The sequence below is a fragment of the Alkaliphilus sp. B6464 genome (assembly GCF_018141165.1).
Classification (GTDB): Bacteria; Bacillota; Clostridia; order Peptostreptococcales; family Natronincolaceae; genus Alkaliphilus_B.
The window spans coordinates 3,204,974-3,223,807 of the sequence record NZ_CP058557.1 but is presented as its reverse complement, the minus strand read 5'-3'; the positions used below and the strand labels follow the sequence as shown (position 1 = coordinate 3,223,807).

Below are 18,834 nucleotides of genomic sequence, written 5' to 3'. Positions count from 1 at the left end.
TTTATTTTTGTAAATTTAATGAGGGTAGTAAAATTGATCCACTATTTTTAATCTCTAGTAAATGAAGATACACCAACTGTATTGGTTTTAGAATATGGTTGGTGTATTTTGAAAAATAGAGGATTTTTTGAAAATATGTCAAAATACATTTTAAAAAGAAAAATATATTTTATCTTTCGAAAGGAATTTAGAAATTGATGGCAAAAGCAAGAAATAGAATCATTTACTCCATATTTATTTTATTAGTTATTATTTTAGGTTTAGGATCAAGACATTTTTCTGATTTTCTGCCAAAGTGGGTTCATCTTTATTTAGGTGATACTTTATGGGCACTTATGATTTTTTTTATATTTGGATTTTTGTTTAAGCGAAAAAATACTTTTTGTATTGCCACGGTATCTCTTTTGTTTTCCTTCTTAATTGAAATTAGTCAGCTATATCAAGCGCAGTGGATAAATACAATAAGGAACACAACAATTGGTGGATTAGTTTTAGGTTATGGTTTTTTGTGGAGCGACTTATTAGCATATATCGTTGGAATAGTAATAGGTATTTTACTAGAAAAACACATTATTTTTAAGTTTATAATAATTAAAGAATAGAAAAATAAACTAGAAAATAATATAAATCTAGGATACATTACTAATGGATATAATTATTTGTTATAAGAAAGGGGATAAAAAATGATAAAGTTACCAAATAGAATTCATCTTGCAAACTTACCTACTAGAATAGAAAGACTGGATCGATTGTCAAAAGAATTAGGTGGACCTCAAATATTTATAAAAAGAGATGACCAGACAGGATCTGAAGTTTCAGGAAACAAGATTCGAAAACTAGAATATGTTATACAGGAAGCATTAGATCAAAACTGTAATTATTTAATTACCTGTGGTGGAATACAATCTAATCATGCGAGAGCAACAGTTGCAGCCGCTGCAAGACTAGGACTTGCTTCCTGTGTAGTACTTAGAAGCAGTGGAAATGATTCTCTAGAGGGGAATTACTTTCTTAATAAGCTTTTGGGAGCAGATATTAAGCTTATAAGTCCTGAAGATTATAGAGAAAGAAGAATGGATATTATGGAAGGCATTAAAGCTAATCTCATTAAGCAAGGATATAGGCCATACATAATTCCTGAAGGGGCATCTAATGGGATAGGCACATTTGGGTACTATACTGGGATGGAAGAAATATTAGAGCAGGAAAAGAAAATGGGAATTGAATTTGATGCCATTGCTCTTGCTGTCGGCTCTGGAGGCACTTATGGAGGAATGTTTTTGGCGAATAAATTACTAGGACATGGAACTAAGATTTTTGGAATCAATGTTTGCGATAGTGCATCCTATTTTCAAAGTAGAATTTATGAAATTCTTCAAGATAGTTTTAGTTATATTGATAAGACTATAGATTTTTCAAAGGAAGAGATTCAAATAATAGATGGATATGTAGGCGAAGGATACGCCATAAGTAGATCTGAAGAACTTGAATTTATACATTATCTTGCTAAGCTTGAAGGAGTTATTTTAGACCCTGTATATACAGGTAAAGCCATGTATGGATTGGTTAATGAAATAAAAAAAGGAAATTTTAATAAGTACAAGAATATTTTATTTATCCATACTGGTGGTTTATTTGGGTTATTTTCTAAAAAGGATTTATTTTTTAGTTAGACTTGTAAATTATAGAAAAGAGGAAAATTTTAAATGAATAGCTTGTTAATCATTGATAAATTCAAGTCTAAAAGGAAATCTAATCTACTTTTGGTACTAATAATGATTCTATTATGTTTTTCAATTAATAAATTTATGGGAAATCATCAGGAAATATTAGAAAGGTATTACTCGGGTACCATTAATAAGTGGATAATCCAAGGTGTTAGCCAAATTACAGGTATACTTCCATTTTCTTTAGCTGAGATCTTATATGTTGGACATCTAATTATGATTCCAGTAATAGTTGTACTTTTTATATATAAGCTATTAAAAGGTGGGTTTCTTCAATTTTTCTATAAGGTTTTGTCTTATATTTGTGTTGTGTATGTAATTTTTATGTTAATGTGGGGTTTCAATTATAGTCGAATGCCTATAGGCGCAATACTAGATTTACAAACAGAATCCTATTCGAAGGAAGAGCTCTATAAATTAAATGAAGCTTTAATTGAGAAGGCAAATATATTGAGAATAGATGTACCTGAAAATTCAGATGGAGTTATGCATTTAGCAGGAGGTTACAAAGATATTTTTTCTAGAGCATTTCTAGGTTATGAAACCCTTGGGAAAACAGTAAAAGTACTTTCTGGTAATTACGGAGGACCTAAACCAATAATTCTTTCTAAGCCAATGCTTTATACAGGAATTACAGGAATGTATTTTCCTTTTACAGCAGAGGCCAATGTTAATACGGCTACTTCTAATTTACTACTACCAGCTACCGTACTTCACGAAATGGCTCATCAAAGAGGATTTGCCAGTGAGGATGAAGCGAATTATATTGCATATCTAACGGCATCTGCTCATCCAGACATAGATTTTCAATACTCAGGAACCATATTAGCTTTAATTCATTCCATGAATGCTCTTTCAGTAGAAGATGCTGAACTAGCAGCAAATTTAAGTACAACTTATTCAGACGAACTAAAAAGAGATATCAGAAGTTATACTGAATTTTGGAAAGGATATAAAGGCAAAGTGAATGAAACAGCTAATAGAGTAAATGATACTTATCTTAAAATAAATGGTGAAAAAGAGGGAACGAAAAGTTATGGAAGAATGGTAGATTTGCTTTTAGCTCATTTTATAAAACACGGCGAAATATAGAAAAGATTTTGAAAGGAATTTAAAAATTAATGCTAAAAGAAAGAAATAGATTTACTTACTTCATATTAGCTTTAGTAGTTATTATTTTGGGTTTAGGTTCAAGATATTTATCAGATTATCTTCCAAATTCGGTTAATCTTTATTTAGGAGATACTCTATGGGCGCTTATGATTTTTTTATATTTGGATTTTTGTTTAATAGAAGAAATACTTTTTGGATTACTATTATATCTCTTTTATTTTCCTTCTCAATTGAGGTTAGTCAGTTATATCAATCACAATGGATAAATACAATAAGAAACACAACAATTGGCAGGTCAATTTTAGGGTACAGATTTTTGTGGAGTGACTTACTAGCATATACTGTTGGGATAGCAATAGGCGTTTTAATAGAAAAACAAATTATTATGGTATAAGTTTAAAATGGGTATATAATATATTTATAATTCACATAATATAGAGTATAATCATAATATATGACGTACTTAAAGAGACTTGTACTGCGAAGTGCAAGTAAATTAGAATGGTAACGCGAAGATAACTCTCGTTCCTAAGATTTTCTTAGGAATGGGGGTTTTTTATTTGTTTTTTAAAATTAAATATTAAGTAGAGAGGAGGAAGTAGATAAGTTAAATAAAGATTAAATATAAAGGAGACAAAAAATTGTCTCCTTTATATTTAACATTGAAAGCAAATATGTAATAAACTATACTAAATATGTAAAAGCAAATAAATTATAGGAACAAAGAGAGGTATATAGAATGAGGGATGATATAAACATATTAGTAGTAGAAGATGATATAGATATAAATAATCTATTATGCAAAATGTTGAGTAAGCAGGGGTATAATGTAAGAGCAGCTTATTCAGGCTCTGAAGCTAAAATGTGCCTTGAATATTATGATTTTCAACTTGTTTTACTAGATTTAATGCTGCCAGGAATAGCAGGAGAGGAGATCATTTCTCATGTAAGAAAAATAAAGAATATGCCTATTATAGTTATTTCTGCAAAATTAGCACAGGATATAAAGATAGAAGTATTAAAACTTGGCGCAGATGATTTCGTTATAAAGCCCTTTGATATTAATGAGGTTTTAGCAAGGGTAGAAGCTCAACTAAGAAGGTATATGGTGTTTTCTAATACAAACGAAAAACAAAATATATTATCACATAAAGATTTAATATTAAATAGTGAAACAGTAGAGGTTACCATTAAGGGTAAACTAATTTCTGTTACAGCAAGGGAGTTTGCTATATTGGAACTTTTAATGTCCTACCCAAATAAAGTTTTTACAAAAGCTAATTTATTTGAAGCTGTATGGAAGGATGAATTTTTAGGTGATGATAATACAGTAAATGTTCACATAAGTAATCTTCGATCAAAACTGGCTAAAGCTGATCCAAATACAGAGTATATTCATACAGTATGGGGAATCGGATTTAAAATGAGTGAATAAACTTAAGTCTTTCTTAAGTTTTTCTTTATGCCGTCTTGTAAATTGTATTTTAATATATAGTCATACAAGAAAAAGGAGGTTGACTTAAGTGACAGAAACAGTACTTAAAACAAAAGATATAACTAAAAGATACAAAAATCATCTTGCTGTAAATAATGTTAATATAGATATAAAGCAAGGAGATATTTATGGGCTTGTTGGTAAAAATGGAGCCGGAAAAACAACTCTACTTAGAATGATAAGTGGACTTACAATGCCATCTGGTGGAGATATAGAGTTATTTAGTGAAACATCAAATGATGGACTAAGCAAATCAAGAATGAGAACAGGATGTATAATTGAAACCCCAAGCTTTTTTCCATACTTATCTGCAACTAAAAACCTTGAATATTATAGGATACAAAAAGGTATTGTAGACAAAAAATGTGTAGAGGATACTCTTAAAATGGTTGGCCTTGAGGATACAGGGAAGAAAAAATTTAAAGACTTTTCCCTTGGTATGAAGCAACGTTTAGGTTTAGCCTTCGCTATAATTGGAAGTCCAGATTTACTTATACTAGATGAGCCTATAAATGGGTTGGATCCTACTGGAATTGTAGAATTTAGAGAGCTTCTACTAAAACTTAATAAGGAAAAAAACATTACAATAATTATATCAAGCCATATATTAGGTGAACTTTCTCAGCTTGCAACTAACTATGGGTTTATTCACAATGGTTATCTTTTAGAACAAATATCGTCTAAGGAATTAGCAGGAAAATGTAAGCGTCATTTAGCGATTAAAGTAGACAATGCAGAAAAAGCTACGGTTATAATAGAAAAACAACTAGAAACTAAAAAATATGAGGTATTAAATAATAATGAAATTAGATTATATGATTATGTAGATACTCCTGAAAAAGTAACTCGGGCTCTTGTCCTTAATGAAGTTATGGTATCCTCCATAAATCAAACTGGTATCAATTTAGAAAATTACTTTATTGATTTGATTGGAGGTAATTATAATGCTTAATTATATTAAAGCTGAGCTGTATAGAAATTTTAACAGACTATATTATTGGAGCTTTGTAATTATAATATCCGGTTTAGGATTATCACTTAATATATTGATGAAGGCCACAAGTGTTAATGCTAATATGGATCTTTCAGAATTAATGTATATGGGTATTCAATCAATTAATTTACCACTATTTCTAGTTTTAATGATGATTGACATTGTTACAAGTGAAGAAAATAAAAATTTGACTTTGAAGAATGCTGTATCATTTGGTATACCTAGAAACAGAATTGTTTTATCAAAGATAATTGCTACAGTTGTTCTATCTACTATAGCGGCATTTATTATACTAACTGTATTTTTAGGAAGTGGAGCAATGCTGTTTGGGCTTGGTAGGGACTTTTCAATAGATATAGTTAAAGATTTTTCATTAAGATTACTGGTAGCACTCCCACTATGGATTGGAGGAATATCTGTAGGCACTTTTCTAGGAATTATATTTAAAAACAATACAATGTCTAGCTTTGTTTACTTCGGAGTATTCTCTATGACTGGTAATATTATTAGTCTACTTTCATTAATTGTGTCTCCAAAACTTATGAATATTAATAAGTTTCTTATTACAACAAACTTATCCAATATAAAAGCTGATACTGTAGCGAGCAATACTTTAGGTTTTGCGGCTTTAGTAGGTATCGGATTTACAGTAGTGTTTACAATTTTAGGTATGTTATACTTTAACAAAAAAGAGATTAAGTAAAATGGAGGGTGATATTTATGCAACTATTAACTATTATTTTTCTTATAATTATATGTGGCATATTTGTCACTCTTTGTATTTTATCACATAACGAAGTTAAGAATATAACTAATCAACTAAGTAGAATCAATAAGACTAATACTAATTCAAAAATATTACTTACTTTTTCTAATAAAGAGATGGAAAATTTGGCTTCAGAAATAAATAAAACCTTAGAAGAAAAACAAAAATCAGAAATTGAACATAAGAGGATGGATTTAGAACTTAGACAGGCTATTGCAAATATATCACATGATCTGAGGACACCACTTACATCAATAATGGGTTATATACAGCTTATGGAGGATGATGGCTTACCTTGTCATGAAAAGAAAGAATATGCAGATATAGTTAAAAGAAGAGCTGAGTCATTACAAAGTTTAATATCTAGCTTTTATGATTTATCAAGACTGGAAGGTAAGGAATATAAGTTTGAGCTTAAATCAGTAAATATAAATAATATAATGTGTGATTTAATAGCATCATTCTATAAGGATTTTTTAACTAAAGAGATAGAGCCTATTATCGATATAGATGAAAAAGTATCATTAATTATTGCTGATGAAAATGCAGTAAAAAGAGTTTTCTCAAACCTAATACAGAATGCTTTAAAGTATGGAAATGAGTGTATATATATATCGTTAAAAGAGTATGACGGTTATATTATAACAACATTTACAAATGTTGCACATAATTTAAGTGAGAGAGATATAGCCCATCTATTTGAACGTTTTTTTACAGCTGACCTCACAAGGAGTGACAAAAGCACAGGACTTGGATTATCTATAACAAAAGAATTAGTCGAACAAATGGGACATGAAATTTCAGCAGAACTAGCTGATTGCAAGCTTAGTATAATAATAAAATGGAAAACAACACATTCTTCCTAGGGAACATCATAACACCTATAGAATGTATTCTATTGTAATCTTGGTACATTATCAAAGAAACTTTATTGAATAAAATTCCATTGTGTGCTAACATAGTAGATGAAAACTAAATAGGAAACATTAGGTTCTGTAAGATTAATAGGGAAATTGGTGAAAAACCAATACAGCCCCCGCTACTGTAAGTGAGTACGAAATCAACTTATCCACTGGATTATATCTGGGAAGGCGTTGAGAGTAGGATGATCCACAAGTCAGGAGACCTGCCTAATAGTTTATATTAAGTAACCTTCGGTGGGAAGGGGAGACTTTTATTTTTTTGTATTTAATCTTTTTATGTGCATGATAAATCCCTAACTTATACGGTTAGGGATTTTTTATTACCCTCCACCAGGGAAAAAACTACAAACAGGAGGATGAAAAATGAAGAAAAGAGTAGCAGCACTAGCATTACTGTTAGCATTATCAATATCTACAATAGCAGGATGTTCAAACCAAGCAAATAATGCAGAACCTAACAATGATAAGGAAGTAGTAAATGAACTAGAAAAAAATATGTTAGAGGAGTATGGAGTACAGATAGGTGAAGACAGTGTTACCTTTACTGATAGTAGAAATCAGCAAGTCACACTAAATAAGCATCCAGAAAGAGTAGTAGTTCTTTTTAATTCATATTTAGAAATCTGGGCTAAAAGTGGAGGTACTATAGTTGGTAGAATAGAAGAATCAGAGGATAAGATAGTAGAAGGAACAGAAAATGCCGAGATAGTAGGAACTTTAGGAGCAATAAGCCTTGAGAAGGTATTATCATTAAAGCCAGATTTAGTAATTTTAAACGGCAACTCAAAAATTCAGATGGAGATAGTTCCTATATTAGAGGATAATGGAATTGGAGTTGTTGCCTTAGACTTTTTTGTAAAGGATGATTACTTTAAACTTGTAAGGTTATTTACTGCATTAAATGAAAGAGAAGATCTTTACCAAGCAAATGCTTTGCAAGTTAAAGAGAATATAGAGAAGATAATAGAAAAATCACCAAAGGATAAGAGTTATAAAGTATTAATAATGATGGCCAGTGCAAAAAGTATAACAGCTAGAGGGTCAGATGCTTATTTAGGTGAAATGTTAAAAGATCTTCATACAGCTAATATTGCAGATACATCCAATAATACTTTAGATGATAAAAACTTTAGCTTAGAAAAAATAATAGAAGAAGACCCAGATTTTATATTTGTTCAAACAACAGGAAGTGATATGGAAGCGGTATTGGATAGAATTAAAAAGGATGTAGAGTCAAATCCAGCATGGGCTTCCTTAAAGGCAGTAAAAGAAGGTAGATATATTCTCTTACCAAAGGATCTTTATATGTATAAAGCAAATCATAGATATGCAGAGGCTTATGAAGGGTTAGCAAAACATCTTTATACAGATTTATTTGAATAAGAGAAACTATTAATTATATGGGAGAAATTTTATGTCAGTAGGTATGGAAGAAGAAAAACCTCGTAAAATTATAGTACTAATAATCTTCATATTATTATTTATTGCAAGTTTTTTCATAAGCGTTGGTAATGGAGCTGTAAAAATAGCTCCGGTAGAAATAATTAAAGCTATCTTTTATCAAAAAGATACAGTTAACTATCAAATAATATGGAATGTAAGACTTCCACGTACAATAGTAGGTGCATTAGTAGGCATCTGCTTATCTTTAGCTGGGGCTGTTCTTCAAGGTATAATGAGAAATCCTCTAGCAAGTCCTAATATTATAGGGGTGTCGTCGGGTGGAGGACTGATGGCACTTATAATATTAATAATCTTTCCGCAATATTATTACTTAGTTCCTATAGGTGCTTTTTTAGGAGCACTTTTAGCTACTCTTTTTATATACAGTTTGGCTTGGAGAGAGGGAGTATTGCCGACAAGACTGGTTTTAGCTGGAGTTGCAGTATCTTCATTACTAAGTGCAGGAATAAACGGACTTATGACGTTTTTTCCAGACAGAGTACATGGAGTATTAGGATTTATGGTGGGAGGTTTATCTGCAATAACTTGGAGGGATGTAAATCTTATTTTGCCATATGCTATAGTCGGTATGTTTTTCCTACTATTATTACCTGATAAGCTAAACATATTAATGCTAGGTGATGAAGTTGCCACAGGTTTAGGTGTAAGCGTGGAAAAAACAAGGTTTTTATTTATAATAATATCCTCATTATTAGCAGGTAGTGCTGTAAGTGTGGTAGGTCTATTAGGCTTTGTAGGACTTATAGTGCCCCACATGACGAGATTATTCATAGGTTCCGATTATAAGTATTTATTTCCCGGGACAATATTTTTCGGTGCATCTATAGTGATGATCTGCGATACATTGTCTAGAATCCTCTTTGCCCCTATTGAAATACCAGTAGGAATAATAATGTCTGCCCTAGGAGCACCATTTTTTCTTTATCTACTAAGAAAAAAGGAGGGTTTAAAATAATGGGAATAGAAGCATTGAATCTTAAAGTTAAATACGGTGATAAAGAAGTGTTGAAAAATATTAATTTTCATGTAGCCGATGGAGAAGTAGTCACTATTATTGGACCAAATGGTTCAGGAAAATCCACATTAATAAAAGCATTATCTAGATGTTTAAAAATAACTGAAGGAACAATTCACCTAGATGATGAGAATATTTATAATATGCCAACTAAAAAAATAGCAAGAAATATGGCTATACTTCCACAAGTTAAAAGCATATCTGCTGACATTACAGTGGAAAATCTGGTTTCTTATGGTAGATACCCTCATCTAAATTTTGGACAAAGATTAAAGGCGGAGGATAAAAATATAATAAATTGGGCCATGGAAAAAACTGGGTTATCTAATTTAAAGGGGAGACATGTGGCTACATTATCAGGAGGAGAACGCCAAAGAGCATGGATTTCTATGGCATTGGCTCAAAAACCTAAGATATTACTTCTTGATGAACCAACAACATATTTAGATATTTCATATCAACTTGAAGTACTTGAATTAATAAAAGAATTAAATAAGTCTCTACAATTAACAGTAGTTATGGTTCTACACGATTTAAATCAAGCTGCTAGATATTCTGATAATATTTTTGTCCTAAACGAAGGGCAAATATGCCAATGGGGTAGTCCTAGCAATATAATAAAGTCAAATTTATTAAAAGATGTTTTTAGAATAGAATCTCACGTATACGAGGATGAAATAAATAACTGCCCATATTTTATTCCATATAAGGTTCTTTAGCATAGTGAAATAGAAATATGAACAACCAAATATAATAAAATATAAGAGGGGGAATAAATTTGTACATAAAGAATCCTATGGAAATCGAAGACAAAAGCATGGATATAATTGAGGAAGTAATGGGAGATACACACTTTACTGAAGAAGAAGGCATAGTTGCCAAAAGAATGATTCATGCTACTGGAGATTTCGAATATAGAAAAATTATAGTATTTAAAAATGATTTCATAAAAGAAGCTAAGGATAGTATAAAAACTGGAGGTACAATATTCACAGACACTAAAATGGCATCTATGGGAATAAACAAAGCTGCCCTATCAAAGACAGATTGTAAATTAAAATGTTTTATAGATGATGAAAGGGTACTACCTTTATCAAGGGAATTAGGTACTACAAGATCGGCCTGTGCAGTAGATTTAGCTGTGGCAGAAGGTATAGATATGTTTGTATTTGGCAATGCTCCCACCGCCTTATTTAGACTTCTAGAATTAGTTAAGGAAGGTAAAGTAAATCCTAGATTTATAGTAGGAGTGCCTGTAGGTTTTGTAGGAGCTCAAGAGTCAAAGGAATATTTGAGAGAGTTTCAAATATCTTCTATAACGACAGTAGGTACTAAGGGAGGTAGCAATGTAGCGGCATCTATAATGAATGCTCTATTATACATGGTGGTTGGTAGATGACATTGGAGATGTATGTTATAAAAGAGGGGAAAAGGTTGAGATGTGGCTATACCACTGGGTCTTGTGCTGCTGGAGCTGCTAAAGCAGCAGCTATGATGCTAGAGACAGGGCAAAAAATAAGCTATGTAGAGATTGATACTCCAGCAGGAGTTAGATTAAAACTTGAGATAAATAATCAAAAAATTGAAAAAGAAGTAGCATCGTGCTCTATTGTAAAAGATGGGGGAGATGATCCAGATGTTACAGATGGAATGGAAATATTTGCTAAAGTTAGAAAAAGGGAAGATAATAAAATTATTATAGATGGTGGAAAAGGCGTAGGCAGAATTAGAAGAAAAGGTTTATTTGGAAAAGTAGGACAAGCAGCCATCAACCCTGTACCTATGAAAATGATAGAAAAAGAGGTTAGTGAGGTTTCGAGCAGAGGGTACGATATAAGTATATACGCGCCAAGGGGAGAGGAAATCGGTAAAAAAACTTTCAATGAGAACATTGGAATTGAAGGTGGTATATCAATAATTGGAACAAAGGGAATAGTCTATCCTATGTCAGAGGACGCACTAATTAAAACTATATATATGGAAGTAGATATGATAAAGGAGACCTATGGAACAGATAATATTGTATTAGTTCCAGGTAATTACGGTGAGAAGATATCAGATTCACTAGGATTATCAGAGGGTAGAGTTAAGATATCCAACTATATAGGAGATAGCATTTTATATATTTACAATAAAGGGTTTAAATCTATAACTTTAGTAGGACATGTTGGAAAATTCTCAAAGCTATCGATAGGTGTATTTAACACCCATAGTAAGGTCTGTGATGGCAGGATGGAGGCCCTTATATATTACTTAGCTCTTAATGGAGCTCCTAGAGAACTATTAGATAAAGTAAACAATGCAATTACGGCAGAAGAAGGACTAAATATTTGTATTGAAGCAGGCTATGGCGAAATTGTAAAAAGTATGGAACATGGGGCAGAGGAAAAAATAAGAAAATATTTAAAGGATGAAAACTATCCGGTAAAGGTAATTATTTATTCCATGGAAAGAGGTGTTGATATGGGATAACTATAGCAGGAGTTGGGCCTGGAAATCCAAAGTACTTGACTGTAGAAGCAAAGGAAGCAATTGAAAAAGCAAAATATGTTTTGGCTTTTGGTAGGGTTTCAAGTTCTTTAAAAAGTATAAGGTATGATTTTATACAAGTAAATAGAGTAGATGACATAATTAAGTATATAAATATTCATAATGATTTGCTACTGCTAGCTTCGGGAGATCCTAATTTTTATGGTATTGTAGATTTTCTTAAAAAAAAGGGAGTACTAATAAAAAAGGTGATTCCAGGCATTTCCTCCTTCCAATATATGATGGCAAAGCTAGAAAAAAGCTGGCAAGGAGCAAACTTTCTATCCTTACATGGTAGGGATGAAGGACTGGAAAAGGTCAAAAAAAGCTACTTAACGATAATACTAACAGATAAGGAAAATAGTCCTCTAGTTATATCAAGGAACTTAAAAATGTTAGGTGTAAAAGGTACAATGTATATTGGTTTTAATTTATCCTATGATGATGAGAAAATTATAAAAATAAATATAGGAGAAGAAGTAGAAGATATTTCTGCTCTATCGGTGGTGGTAATTGAAAATGAAATGGATTAAAGATGAAGAGTTTATCAGAGGAAACATCCCTATGACTAAGTTTAATATAAGAGTTTTCACAATAGGCTACTTAGCTATTGAAGAAGGAGATAGACTTTTAGATATAGGGGCAGGCACCGGGTCTATATCCATAGAAGCTGCTCTACATGGAGCAGAAGTTTGGGCTATAGAAATGAAAAGAGAAGGTATAGAATTAATAAATAAAAACAAAAGTAAATTTGAAGTAAATATTAATGTAATTGAGGGAAAAGCGCCAGTAGACCTACCTAATGTTAAATTTAACAAATGCTTTATAGGGGGTAGTGGAGGCAATTTAGAAAAAATATTCTATTATTTAGATGAAAACCTTGAATCTAAGGGAGTTATTTGTGGGAACTTTATCACACTTAAAAACTTACATCAATTTATAGATCTACTCAATAAGTATAAATATGATGATATAGAAACACAGCTGATTCAAACATCCTATATGGATAAAATAGGATTAATGAAGGGAAATAATCCAATATTTATAATAAAAGGAGTGAAAAGATGATGGTTAGCTTCATAGGTGCTGGACCGGGAAGTGTTGATCTAATAACAGTAAAGGGAAGAAGGTTATTAGAGGAAGCAGATGTTGTCATATATGCAGGAAGTTTAGTGTCAAAAGAGCATCTAAACTTTTGCAAAGAAGGGTGCAAGTTTTATAATAGTGCATCAATGACACTAGAAGAAGTTATAGAAACTATGGAAACATCACTTAAAAATAGTCTTAAGGTAGTTAGGCTCCATACTGGAGACCCTAGTATTTATGGAGCAATAAGAGAGCAAATGGATATGTTGGATAAAAAGAGAATATCCTACGAAGTGGTACCAGGGGTCAGCTCTTTTACAGCTGCTTGCTCTTCTATAAGGAAAGAGTTTACACTACCTGATGTGAGCCAAACCATAATATTAACTAGGATTGAAGGAAGGACTCCTGTTCCTGAGGAGGAGGATCTTGAAAAATTAGCTGCCCACAAGGCATCTATGGCGATATTTTTATCTGTTCAAGAAATGGATAGAGTAGTAGAAAAGCTGATAAAAGGATATGGAAGAGATGATGTGCCCGTTGCAGTAATATATAAGGCTACTTGGGAAGATGAAAAGATAATATTAGGTACTCTAAAGGACATAGAAGAAAAAGTAGAAAATGAGGGAATTAATAAAATGGCTCAAATTTTAGTAGGAGATTTTATTAATGGTGATTATTCAAGATCAAAGCTATATGACCCAACATTTTCTCATGAATATAGGAGTGCTTCTAAATGAAAATAGCATGCTTGTCTTTTACCGAGGAAGGAAAAGCATTGGGAGATAAAATAGTTTGTCTTAGTAATAAAGAACAAAGTAAATATATAGTCCAACATTTTACTAACTCTCAAATTGAAGGTGGATTAAGAAATTTACTGGGCAATGCTTGGGAAGAATATGATGGTTTAATTTTTATTTCGGCCACAGGAATAGCAGTAAGGATGATTGCGCCTTATATAAAGGATAAAACATTAGACCCAGCAGTAGTTGTGGTTGACGATTTAGGCAGGTTTTCTATATCTCTAATATCAGGACATTTAGGAGGCGCCAATGAATTAGCACAGTGGGTAGCCTATAAAATACTGGGAACCCCAGTTATAACAACAGCCTCGGACAATAGAGGAATAGAAGCTATAGATATATTTGCAAAGAAAAACTATTATTACATGGAAGACATGAAATCCATAAAAGATATAACTGCCATGATGGTAAATGGAAAGAGCATCGGATTTTATTCGGAAATGGATAGTGTAATAAACTATAATGATCTTTTAATTGTAGAGGATTTAGAAAATATAAATATTGAAATAGACGGAGTTATAATAGTCACATCAAGCAAAATAGATAACCTACACATACCATACACAATACTTAGACCAAAGAATATAAATATAGGTATAGGATGTAGAAAGGACGTAGAAGGAGAAAGAATAATAGAGGCTGTAAAAGAGACTTTAAATGCTAATAAATTTTCGGAAAAAAGTATTAAAAATATTGGAACCGTCGAAGTGAAAAAAAATGAGGCTGGTATTTTAGATACAGCGCAATACTTCAACAGTCCATTAAAAATTTTTACGATAGAAGAAATAAAAAGTGTTGAAAACAAATTCGATAAGTCACAGTTCGTAAAGGATACCATAGGTGTATATTCAGTTTCTGAGCCATGTGCCTTTTTATTAGGTGGAGAAATGGTATCTAAAAAAAGCAAATATAATGGTATAACCATATCAATTACAAAGGAGAAGGGCAATGGCTAAACTATATGTAGTCGGAATAGGACCAGGCGGAAGAGAGCACATGACCTATAAAGCAGTAGAAGTAATTAAAAAATGCGATGTAATAGTGGGATACACTCCATATATCGAATACTTAGGTGATTTAGTAGAAGGTAAAGAACTATTCTCTACAGGAATGAAGGGAGAAATAGAAAGGTGCAAAGCTGCTATCGAAATTGTTAAGAAAGGAAAAAACACGGCTATAATAAGTACGGGAGATGCAGGTCTTTACGGTATGGCCGGACCTATACTAGAGCTGGCAGAAGGTATAGAAGTTGAAATAGTACCGGGAGTTACAGCAGCGTTCTCAGCAGCAGCTGAACTAGGTGCCCCTATAATGCATGATTATGCTTCTATTAGCTTAAGTGATTTATTAACTCCTTGGGAAGTCATAGAAAATAGAATAGAAAAAGCGGCAGAAGCTGATTTTATAATTACTATATATAACCCAAAGTCCAAGGGGAGAAAATATCATTTAGAAAAAGCCATAGAAAAAATACGTAGCCATAGGCCTGGAAAAACACCAGTAGGAATAGTAAAAAACTCAGGTCGCGGAGAACGAGAAATAACTATAACCACACTAGATGAAATTGATTATGACAAGGTGGACATGCTATGTGTACTGATTATAGGCAATAGCAATACCTATTTAAAAGATGGCCATATAGTGACTCCAAGGGGATACAATATAATATGATTTGGATAATAGGTGGAACTAGTGAGTTTAGGGAGATTATAGATAGAATAAAGGATCTTGATAACTACATAGCAACTATCGCAACAGACGGTGGCAAGGAATTTGTAAATTGTGAAAAGCTCATAGTAGGTAGGATAGATTACTATGAAATGAAGGAATTTGTAGAAAAAAACAAAATATCACTGATAGTAGACCTATCACATCCCTATGCAAAAATAGTATCAGAAAATGCAAGAAAAATATCGAAGGACAAAAATATAGATTATACTCGGTATGTGAGAAATAAAATAGATTTGAAATCAAAAGCTATATATGTTAATAGTTATGAAGAATGCTATAAGTATATATCTAATATTTCAGGCACTATATTTTTTACAACAGGATCTAAAAATATTGGCGACTTTGAAAAAGTACGAGGAAATAACAGATTTATATATAGAATACTTCCAGCAATAGAAAGCATAGAAGAGTGTAGGAAACACGGAATACAATTAAAAGATATTGTTGCAGTCTTGGGGCCATTTTCGAAGGAATATAATAAAATTATGTTTAAAGAATACAAGGCAGACTATGTAGTTACGAAAGATAGCGGAAAACAAGGTGGCACTATAGAGAAGCTAGAAGCATGTGAAGAGCTAGGTATTGTACCAATAATTATAGGAAGAGAATATGAAAAAGGAATTAACGATATAGATTTAATAGAAAAAAGAATTAGAGAAGAGGACAAAAAAATAATGATAAATAAAACCTCAGTCTAACTAGAGTAGCTATTAGTTGTCAAAAGAGAGGTTAAGGAGTGAAATAATGAAGAAACTATACGGGATAGGAACTGGGCCAGGAGATAAAGAGCTCCTAACTTTAAAGGCAGTAAGAGTAATAAAAGAAGCAAGTATAATATTTGCTCCAAATAATAAAGGTAAAAATATTGCATTAGACACGGTTGAAGAGTATTTAGGTGATAAAAAAGTGGTGCTAATAGATTTTCCAATGGGAAAAGTAGAAAGAATTGACTACATAAAGGCAGCGGAAATCATATATAAGGAGATACCCCAAGGAGAATATGGAGCATTTTTAACTATTGGAGATCCAATGATATACAGCACTTTTATATACGTAATGGAAGAACTTGAAAAAACAAATATGGAAGTAGAGATAATATCAGGTATACCATCTTTTGTAGCAGCTGCTGCTAGGACAAAACAACCTCTCACAGTAAAAGGTGATAGTTTCTTATTATGTGATGATTTTAAAGAGGAATTACTAGATAGTGTGGATTCAATCTGTATTTTGAAAACTTTTAAAAATAAAGAGGAAGTATTAGATACTCTTAAAAACAAAAACTTTGATTATAAATATATTAAACGCTGTACCTGGAATGATGAGAAGATATTAACAGATAAAGAAGAAATAATAAAAGATAGTGATTATATTTCTCTTATTTTAGGAAAGAAGAAGTAATACCAGGATTATATGCAGCAGCAAAAAAATAATTATTAGCTTTAGGCTAAAAAATATATGTTGCATTCATTTAGTACTTATGATAAAATATGATCTAACATTTGTTAGGAGGAATCCTGTTATGATTACTATATTAAATACAATAAATTTAAATAAAAATTATTATTACTATTATAGATAAGGTTTGTTGAAATGAAAAAATTCATAGATGCAAACCGGCAAAGTATTTTAAAATACGGTTTGCGTCTATGATGGTATATTGGCAATGCAAAAAACCACGTAGATACGCACTACGTGGTTTTTTGTTTATTATGAATTTTAAACCACGTAGAAAGAAGGTCTATGTGGTTTTCTGTTTTTTATAGATAAAACTGAAAGAGGAGGTAGTAAAATGAAAGTAAATGAAATTAATGAAAGGGAAAGTTTTTCAAGTAAGTTTAGCTTCATACTGTCATGTATAGGCTCGGCAGTAGGTTTAGGAAACATCTGGATGTTTTCTTGGAGGTTAGGTAAATATGGTGGTGCAGCCTTTCTTATACCTTATTTTTTATTCGTGTTTGTACTAGGAACAACAGGACTTATGGGTGAGTTTGCCTTAGGTAGATCTAAAGGTAAGGGTTCTATGGGGGGCATTAAGGAAATACTAGATGATAAAAAAATTGCTGGATCATCTATTATATCGGTAATACCAACCTTAGGAGTATGTGGTATTTTCTTATTTTACAATGTGGTAGTTGGATGGGTTTTAAAGTATTTTTCAATGAGTGTTGTTAGTAACTTTAGAAATATAGATGTAGAGACCTATTTAGATAGCTTTCTAGGAAGTAGCCAAACAATAATTTGGCTTGCGATAGCCGTAACTATAACAACTGTTATACTAACATTTGGGGTGAGCAAGGGTATAGAAAAAGCTAACAATATTATGATGCCAACACTCTTTATAGTGTTTATAATTTTACTAGTAAGATCAGTAACTCTACCAGGAGCATCTGAAGGGATTAAATACTTATTAATACCTAAATGGTCCTACCTGCTAAACCCTACAACTTGGGTAATTGCTTTAGGACAAGCATTCTTTACTGTATCTTTAAATGGAGCAGGTATGGTAGTATATGGTAGCTATATTGATAGAAATCTAGATATACCATCATCCGCAATTAACACGGCATTCTATGATAGTTTATCAGCAATATTAGCTGCATTTATTATAATTCCAGCAGCTTTTGCTTTTGGCTTAGATCCAGCTTCTGGTCCAACGTTGCTATTTATAACCGTTCCAACAATATTTAAGTCTATGGTAGGTGGACATTTATTTGGCGCTATATTTTTTGTTAGTATCATATTTGCCGCCATATCTTCTACTATAAATATGATGGAAGCAACCACCGAAGCCTTTATGTACAAAACTAACTTTAATAGAAGAAAAAGCGTAATTTTTATAGGAATAGTATCTTTTATAATAGCTATTCCATTAGCATTAAATATGGATTTATTTGGAAAATTTTCTGATTTAGTTACTATTTATATAGCTCCTTTCGGAACTGTAATTGCAGCCATAGTTTTCTTTTGGATATATGGTATAGAGAATGCAAGGAAAGAAATAAATATTGGTGCTAAAAAACCATTAGGTAAATGGTTTGAGCCTCTAGCTAAATATGTATTTGTACTGGTATCAGCTGCTGTTATTATTTTAGGAGCTGTATATGGAGGAATAGGTTAGTAGCTAGGTTCATTAGATTAGTTATTTAATAGATGTGTTTTACTTATAATTATTTTCTATGATTAGTGAAATA

At 31.7% G+C, this 18,834-nt stretch carries 21 protein-coding genes and 1 riboswitch; all 21 genes read left to right on the top strand.

Annotation, left to right across the window (positions count from 1 at the left end):
• The first annotated feature begins 197 nt into the window (after positions 1–197).
• The 21 genes from HYG84_RS16465 (at position 198) to HYG84_RS16365 (ending at position 18,761) form a co-directional block, all read left to right on the top strand.
• Entirely contained in the window at positions 198–602 is a 405-nt protein-coding gene (locus HYG84_RS16465) for a ribosomal maturation YjgA family protein (protein WP_212379130.1), read from the top strand.
• A gap of 81 nt (positions 603–683) precedes the next feature.
• Positions 684–1,673 (top strand): D-cysteine desulfhydrase family protein, encoded by a 990-nt coding sequence (locus HYG84_RS16460; protein ID WP_212379128.1) that lies wholly within the window; start codon positions 684–686, stop codon positions 1,671–1,673.
• A gap of 33 nt (positions 1,674–1,706) precedes the next feature.
• A complete protein-coding gene (locus HYG84_RS16455; RefSeq protein ID WP_249168664.1) occupies positions 1,707–2,819 on the top strand; it encodes a DUF3810 domain-containing protein in 1,113 nt (370 codons plus the stop codon).
• A gap of 157 nt (positions 2,820–2,976) precedes the next feature.
• Positions 2,977–3,234 carry a ribosomal maturation YjgA family protein gene (locus HYG84_RS16450; protein WP_330655511.1) on the top strand — a complete coding sequence of 86 codons (258 nt, stop codon included), beginning with the start codon at positions 2,977–2,979 and terminating at the stop codon, positions 3,232–3,234.
• A gap of 345 nt (positions 3,235–3,579) precedes the next feature.
• Positions 3,580–4,275, top strand: a complete 696-nt coding sequence (locus HYG84_RS16445; protein ID WP_212379126.1) for a response regulator transcription factor — start codon at positions 3,580–3,582, stop codon at positions 4,273–4,275.
• Positions 4,276–4,363: 88 nt separating this feature from the next.
• Positions 4,364–5,287 (top strand): ATP-binding cassette domain-containing protein, encoded by a 924-nt coding sequence (locus HYG84_RS16440; RefSeq protein ID WP_212379124.1) that lies wholly within the window; start codon positions 4,364–4,366, stop codon positions 5,285–5,287.
• A complete protein-coding gene (locus HYG84_RS16435; protein WP_212379122.1) occupies positions 5,280–6,032 on the top strand; it encodes an ABC transporter permease subunit in 753 nt (250 codons plus the stop codon). The genes HYG84_RS16440 and HYG84_RS16435 overlap by 8 nt, the downstream gene beginning before the upstream one ends.
• 17 nt (positions 6,033–6,049) lie before the next feature.
• A complete protein-coding gene (locus HYG84_RS16430; protein WP_212379120.1) occupies positions 6,050–6,961 on the top strand; it encodes a sensor histidine kinase in 912 nt (303 codons plus the stop codon).
• 105 nt (positions 6,962–7,066) lie between these two features.
• Positions 7,067–7,243: riboswitch (cobalamin riboswitch) on the top strand.
• A gap of 138 nt (positions 7,244–7,381) precedes the next feature.
• Positions 7,382–8,401 carry an ABC transporter substrate-binding protein gene (locus HYG84_RS16425; RefSeq protein WP_212379118.1) on the top strand — a complete coding sequence of 340 codons (1,020 nt, stop codon included), beginning with the start codon at positions 7,382–7,384 and terminating at the stop codon, positions 8,399–8,401.
• A gap of 31 nt (positions 8,402–8,432) precedes the next feature.
• Positions 8,433–9,437, top strand: a complete 1,005-nt coding sequence (locus HYG84_RS16420; RefSeq protein ID WP_249168663.1) for a FecCD family ABC transporter permease — start codon at positions 8,433–8,435, stop codon at positions 9,435–9,437.
• Positions 9,437–10,216, top strand: a complete 780-nt coding sequence (locus HYG84_RS16415) for an ABC transporter ATP-binding protein (RefSeq protein WP_212379116.1) — start codon at positions 9,437–9,439, stop codon at positions 10,214–10,216. Before HYG84_RS16420 ends, HYG84_RS16415 begins: the two co-directional genes overlap by 1 nt.
• Positions 10,217–10,275: 59 nt before the next feature.
• The gene (locus HYG84_RS16410) at positions 10,276–10,896 is read left to right on the top strand and encodes a precorrin-8X methylmutase (protein ID WP_330655510.1); all 621 of its coding nucleotides are present in this window, start codon (positions 10,276–10,278) and stop codon (positions 10,894–10,896) included.
• On the top strand, positions 10,893–11,969 hold the full coding sequence (gene cbiD, locus HYG84_RS16405) for a cobalt-precorrin-5B (C(1))-methyltransferase CbiD (RefSeq protein ID WP_212379113.1): 1,077 nt from the start codon (positions 10,893–10,895) through the stop codon (positions 11,967–11,969). The genes HYG84_RS16410 and cbiD overlap by 4 nt, the downstream gene beginning before the upstream one ends.
• A 35-nt stretch (positions 11,970–12,004) precedes the next feature.
• A complete protein-coding gene (gene cbiE / locus HYG84_RS16400) occupies positions 12,005–12,559 on the top strand; it encodes a precorrin-6y C5,15-methyltransferase (decarboxylating) subunit CbiE (protein WP_249168662.1) in 555 nt (184 codons plus the stop codon).
• Positions 12,546–13,094: a precorrin-6Y C5,15-methyltransferase (decarboxylating) subunit CbiT gene (cbiT, locus tag HYG84_RS16395; protein ID WP_212379111.1), complete on the top strand. Its 549-nt coding sequence runs from the start codon at positions 12,546–12,548 to the stop codon at positions 13,092–13,094. Before cbiE ends, cbiT begins: the two co-directional genes overlap by 14 nt.
• On the top strand, positions 13,094–13,849 hold the full coding sequence (gene cobM, locus HYG84_RS16390; protein ID WP_212382350.1) for a precorrin-4 C(11)-methyltransferase: 756 nt from the start codon (positions 13,094–13,096) through the stop codon (positions 13,847–13,849). The genes cbiT and cobM overlap by 1 nt, the downstream gene beginning before the upstream one ends.
• Complete coding sequence (gene cbiG, locus HYG84_RS16385; RefSeq protein ID WP_212379109.1) at positions 13,846–14,868, top strand: cobalt-precorrin 5A hydrolase; 1,023 nt, start codon at positions 13,846–13,848, stop codon at positions 14,866–14,868. The genes cobM and cbiG overlap by 4 nt, the downstream gene beginning before the upstream one ends.
• Positions 14,861–15,583, top strand: a complete 723-nt coding sequence (gene cobJ, locus HYG84_RS16380; RefSeq protein ID WP_212379107.1) for a precorrin-3B C(17)-methyltransferase — start codon at positions 14,861–14,863, stop codon at positions 15,581–15,583. Before cbiG ends, cobJ begins: the two co-directional genes overlap by 8 nt.
• Entirely contained in the window at positions 15,580–16,341 is a 762-nt protein-coding gene (cobK, locus tag HYG84_RS16375) for a precorrin-6A reductase (protein WP_212379105.1), read from the top strand. Before cobJ ends, cobK begins: the two co-directional genes overlap by 4 nt.
• Positions 16,342–16,387: 46 nt before the next feature.
• On the top strand, positions 16,388–17,041 hold the full coding sequence (gene cobI / locus HYG84_RS16370) for a precorrin-2 C(20)-methyltransferase (protein WP_212379103.1): 654 nt from the start codon (positions 16,388–16,390) through the stop codon (positions 17,039–17,041).
• A 391-nt stretch (positions 17,042–17,432) separates the two neighbouring features.
• Positions 17,433–18,761, top strand: coding sequence for a sodium-dependent transporter (locus tag HYG84_RS16365; protein WP_330655508.1), 1,329 nt, complete (start codon positions 17,433–17,435; stop codon positions 18,759–18,761).
• Positions 18,762–18,834: the final 73 nt, after the last annotated feature.

What these genes read in the sequence shown, in the direction of transcription:
- HYG84_RS16465 (WP_212379130.1), top strand. Translation starts at nt 198, where the DNA reads ATGGCAAAAGCAAGAAATAGAATCATTTACTCCATATTTATTTTATTA.
- HYG84_RS16460 (WP_212379128.1), top strand. Translation starts at nt 684, where the DNA reads ATGATAAAGTTACCAAATAGAATTCATCTTGCAAACTTACCTACTAGA.
- HYG84_RS16455 (WP_249168664.1), top strand. Translation starts at nt 1,707, where the DNA reads ATGAATAGCTTGTTAATCATTGATAAATTCAAGTCTAAAAGGAAATCT.
- HYG84_RS16450 (WP_330655511.1), top strand. Translation starts at nt 2,977, where the DNA reads ATGGGCGCTTATGATTTTTTTATATTTGGATTTTTGTTTAATAGAAGA.
- HYG84_RS16445 (WP_212379126.1), top strand. Translation starts at nt 3,580, where the DNA reads ATGAGGGATGATATAAACATATTAGTAGTAGAAGATGATATAGATATA.
- HYG84_RS16435 (WP_212379122.1), top strand. Translation starts at nt 5,280, where the DNA reads ATGCTTAATTATATTAAAGCTGAGCTGTATAGAAATTTTAACAGACTA.
- HYG84_RS16430 (WP_212379120.1), top strand. Translation starts at nt 6,050, where the DNA reads ATGCAACTATTAACTATTATTTTTCTTATAATTATATGTGGCATATTT.
- HYG84_RS16425 (WP_212379118.1), top strand. Translation starts at nt 7,382, where the DNA reads ATGAAGAAAAGAGTAGCAGCACTAGCATTACTGTTAGCATTATCAATA.
- HYG84_RS16420 (WP_249168663.1), top strand. Translation starts at nt 8,433, where the DNA reads ATGTCAGTAGGTATGGAAGAAGAAAAACCTCGTAAAATTATAGTACTA.
- HYG84_RS16415 (WP_212379116.1), top strand. Translation starts at nt 9,437, where the DNA reads ATGGGAATAGAAGCATTGAATCTTAAAGTTAAATACGGTGATAAAGAA.
- cbiD (WP_212379113.1), top strand. Translation starts at nt 10,893, where the DNA reads ATGACATTGGAGATGTATGTTATAAAAGAGGGGAAAAGGTTGAGATGT.
- cbiT (WP_212379111.1), top strand. Translation starts at nt 12,546, where the DNA reads ATGAAATGGATTAAAGATGAAGAGTTTATCAGAGGAAACATCCCTATG.
- cobM (WP_212382350.1), top strand. Translation starts at nt 13,094, where the DNA reads ATGGTTAGCTTCATAGGTGCTGGACCGGGAAGTGTTGATCTAATAACA.
- cbiG (WP_212379109.1), top strand. Translation starts at nt 13,846, where the DNA reads ATGAAAATAGCATGCTTGTCTTTTACCGAGGAAGGAAAAGCATTGGGA.
- cobJ (WP_212379107.1), top strand. Translation starts at nt 14,861, where the DNA reads ATGGCTAAACTATATGTAGTCGGAATAGGACCAGGCGGAAGAGAGCAC.
- cobK (WP_212379105.1), top strand. Translation starts at nt 15,580, where the DNA reads ATGATTTGGATAATAGGTGGAACTAGTGAGTTTAGGGAGATTATAGAT.
- cobI (WP_212379103.1), top strand. Translation starts at nt 16,388, where the DNA reads ATGAAGAAACTATACGGGATAGGAACTGGGCCAGGAGATAAAGAGCTC.
- HYG84_RS16365 (WP_330655508.1), top strand. Translation starts at nt 17,433, where the DNA reads ATGAAAGTAAATGAAATTAATGAAAGGGAAAGTTTTTCAAGTAAGTTT.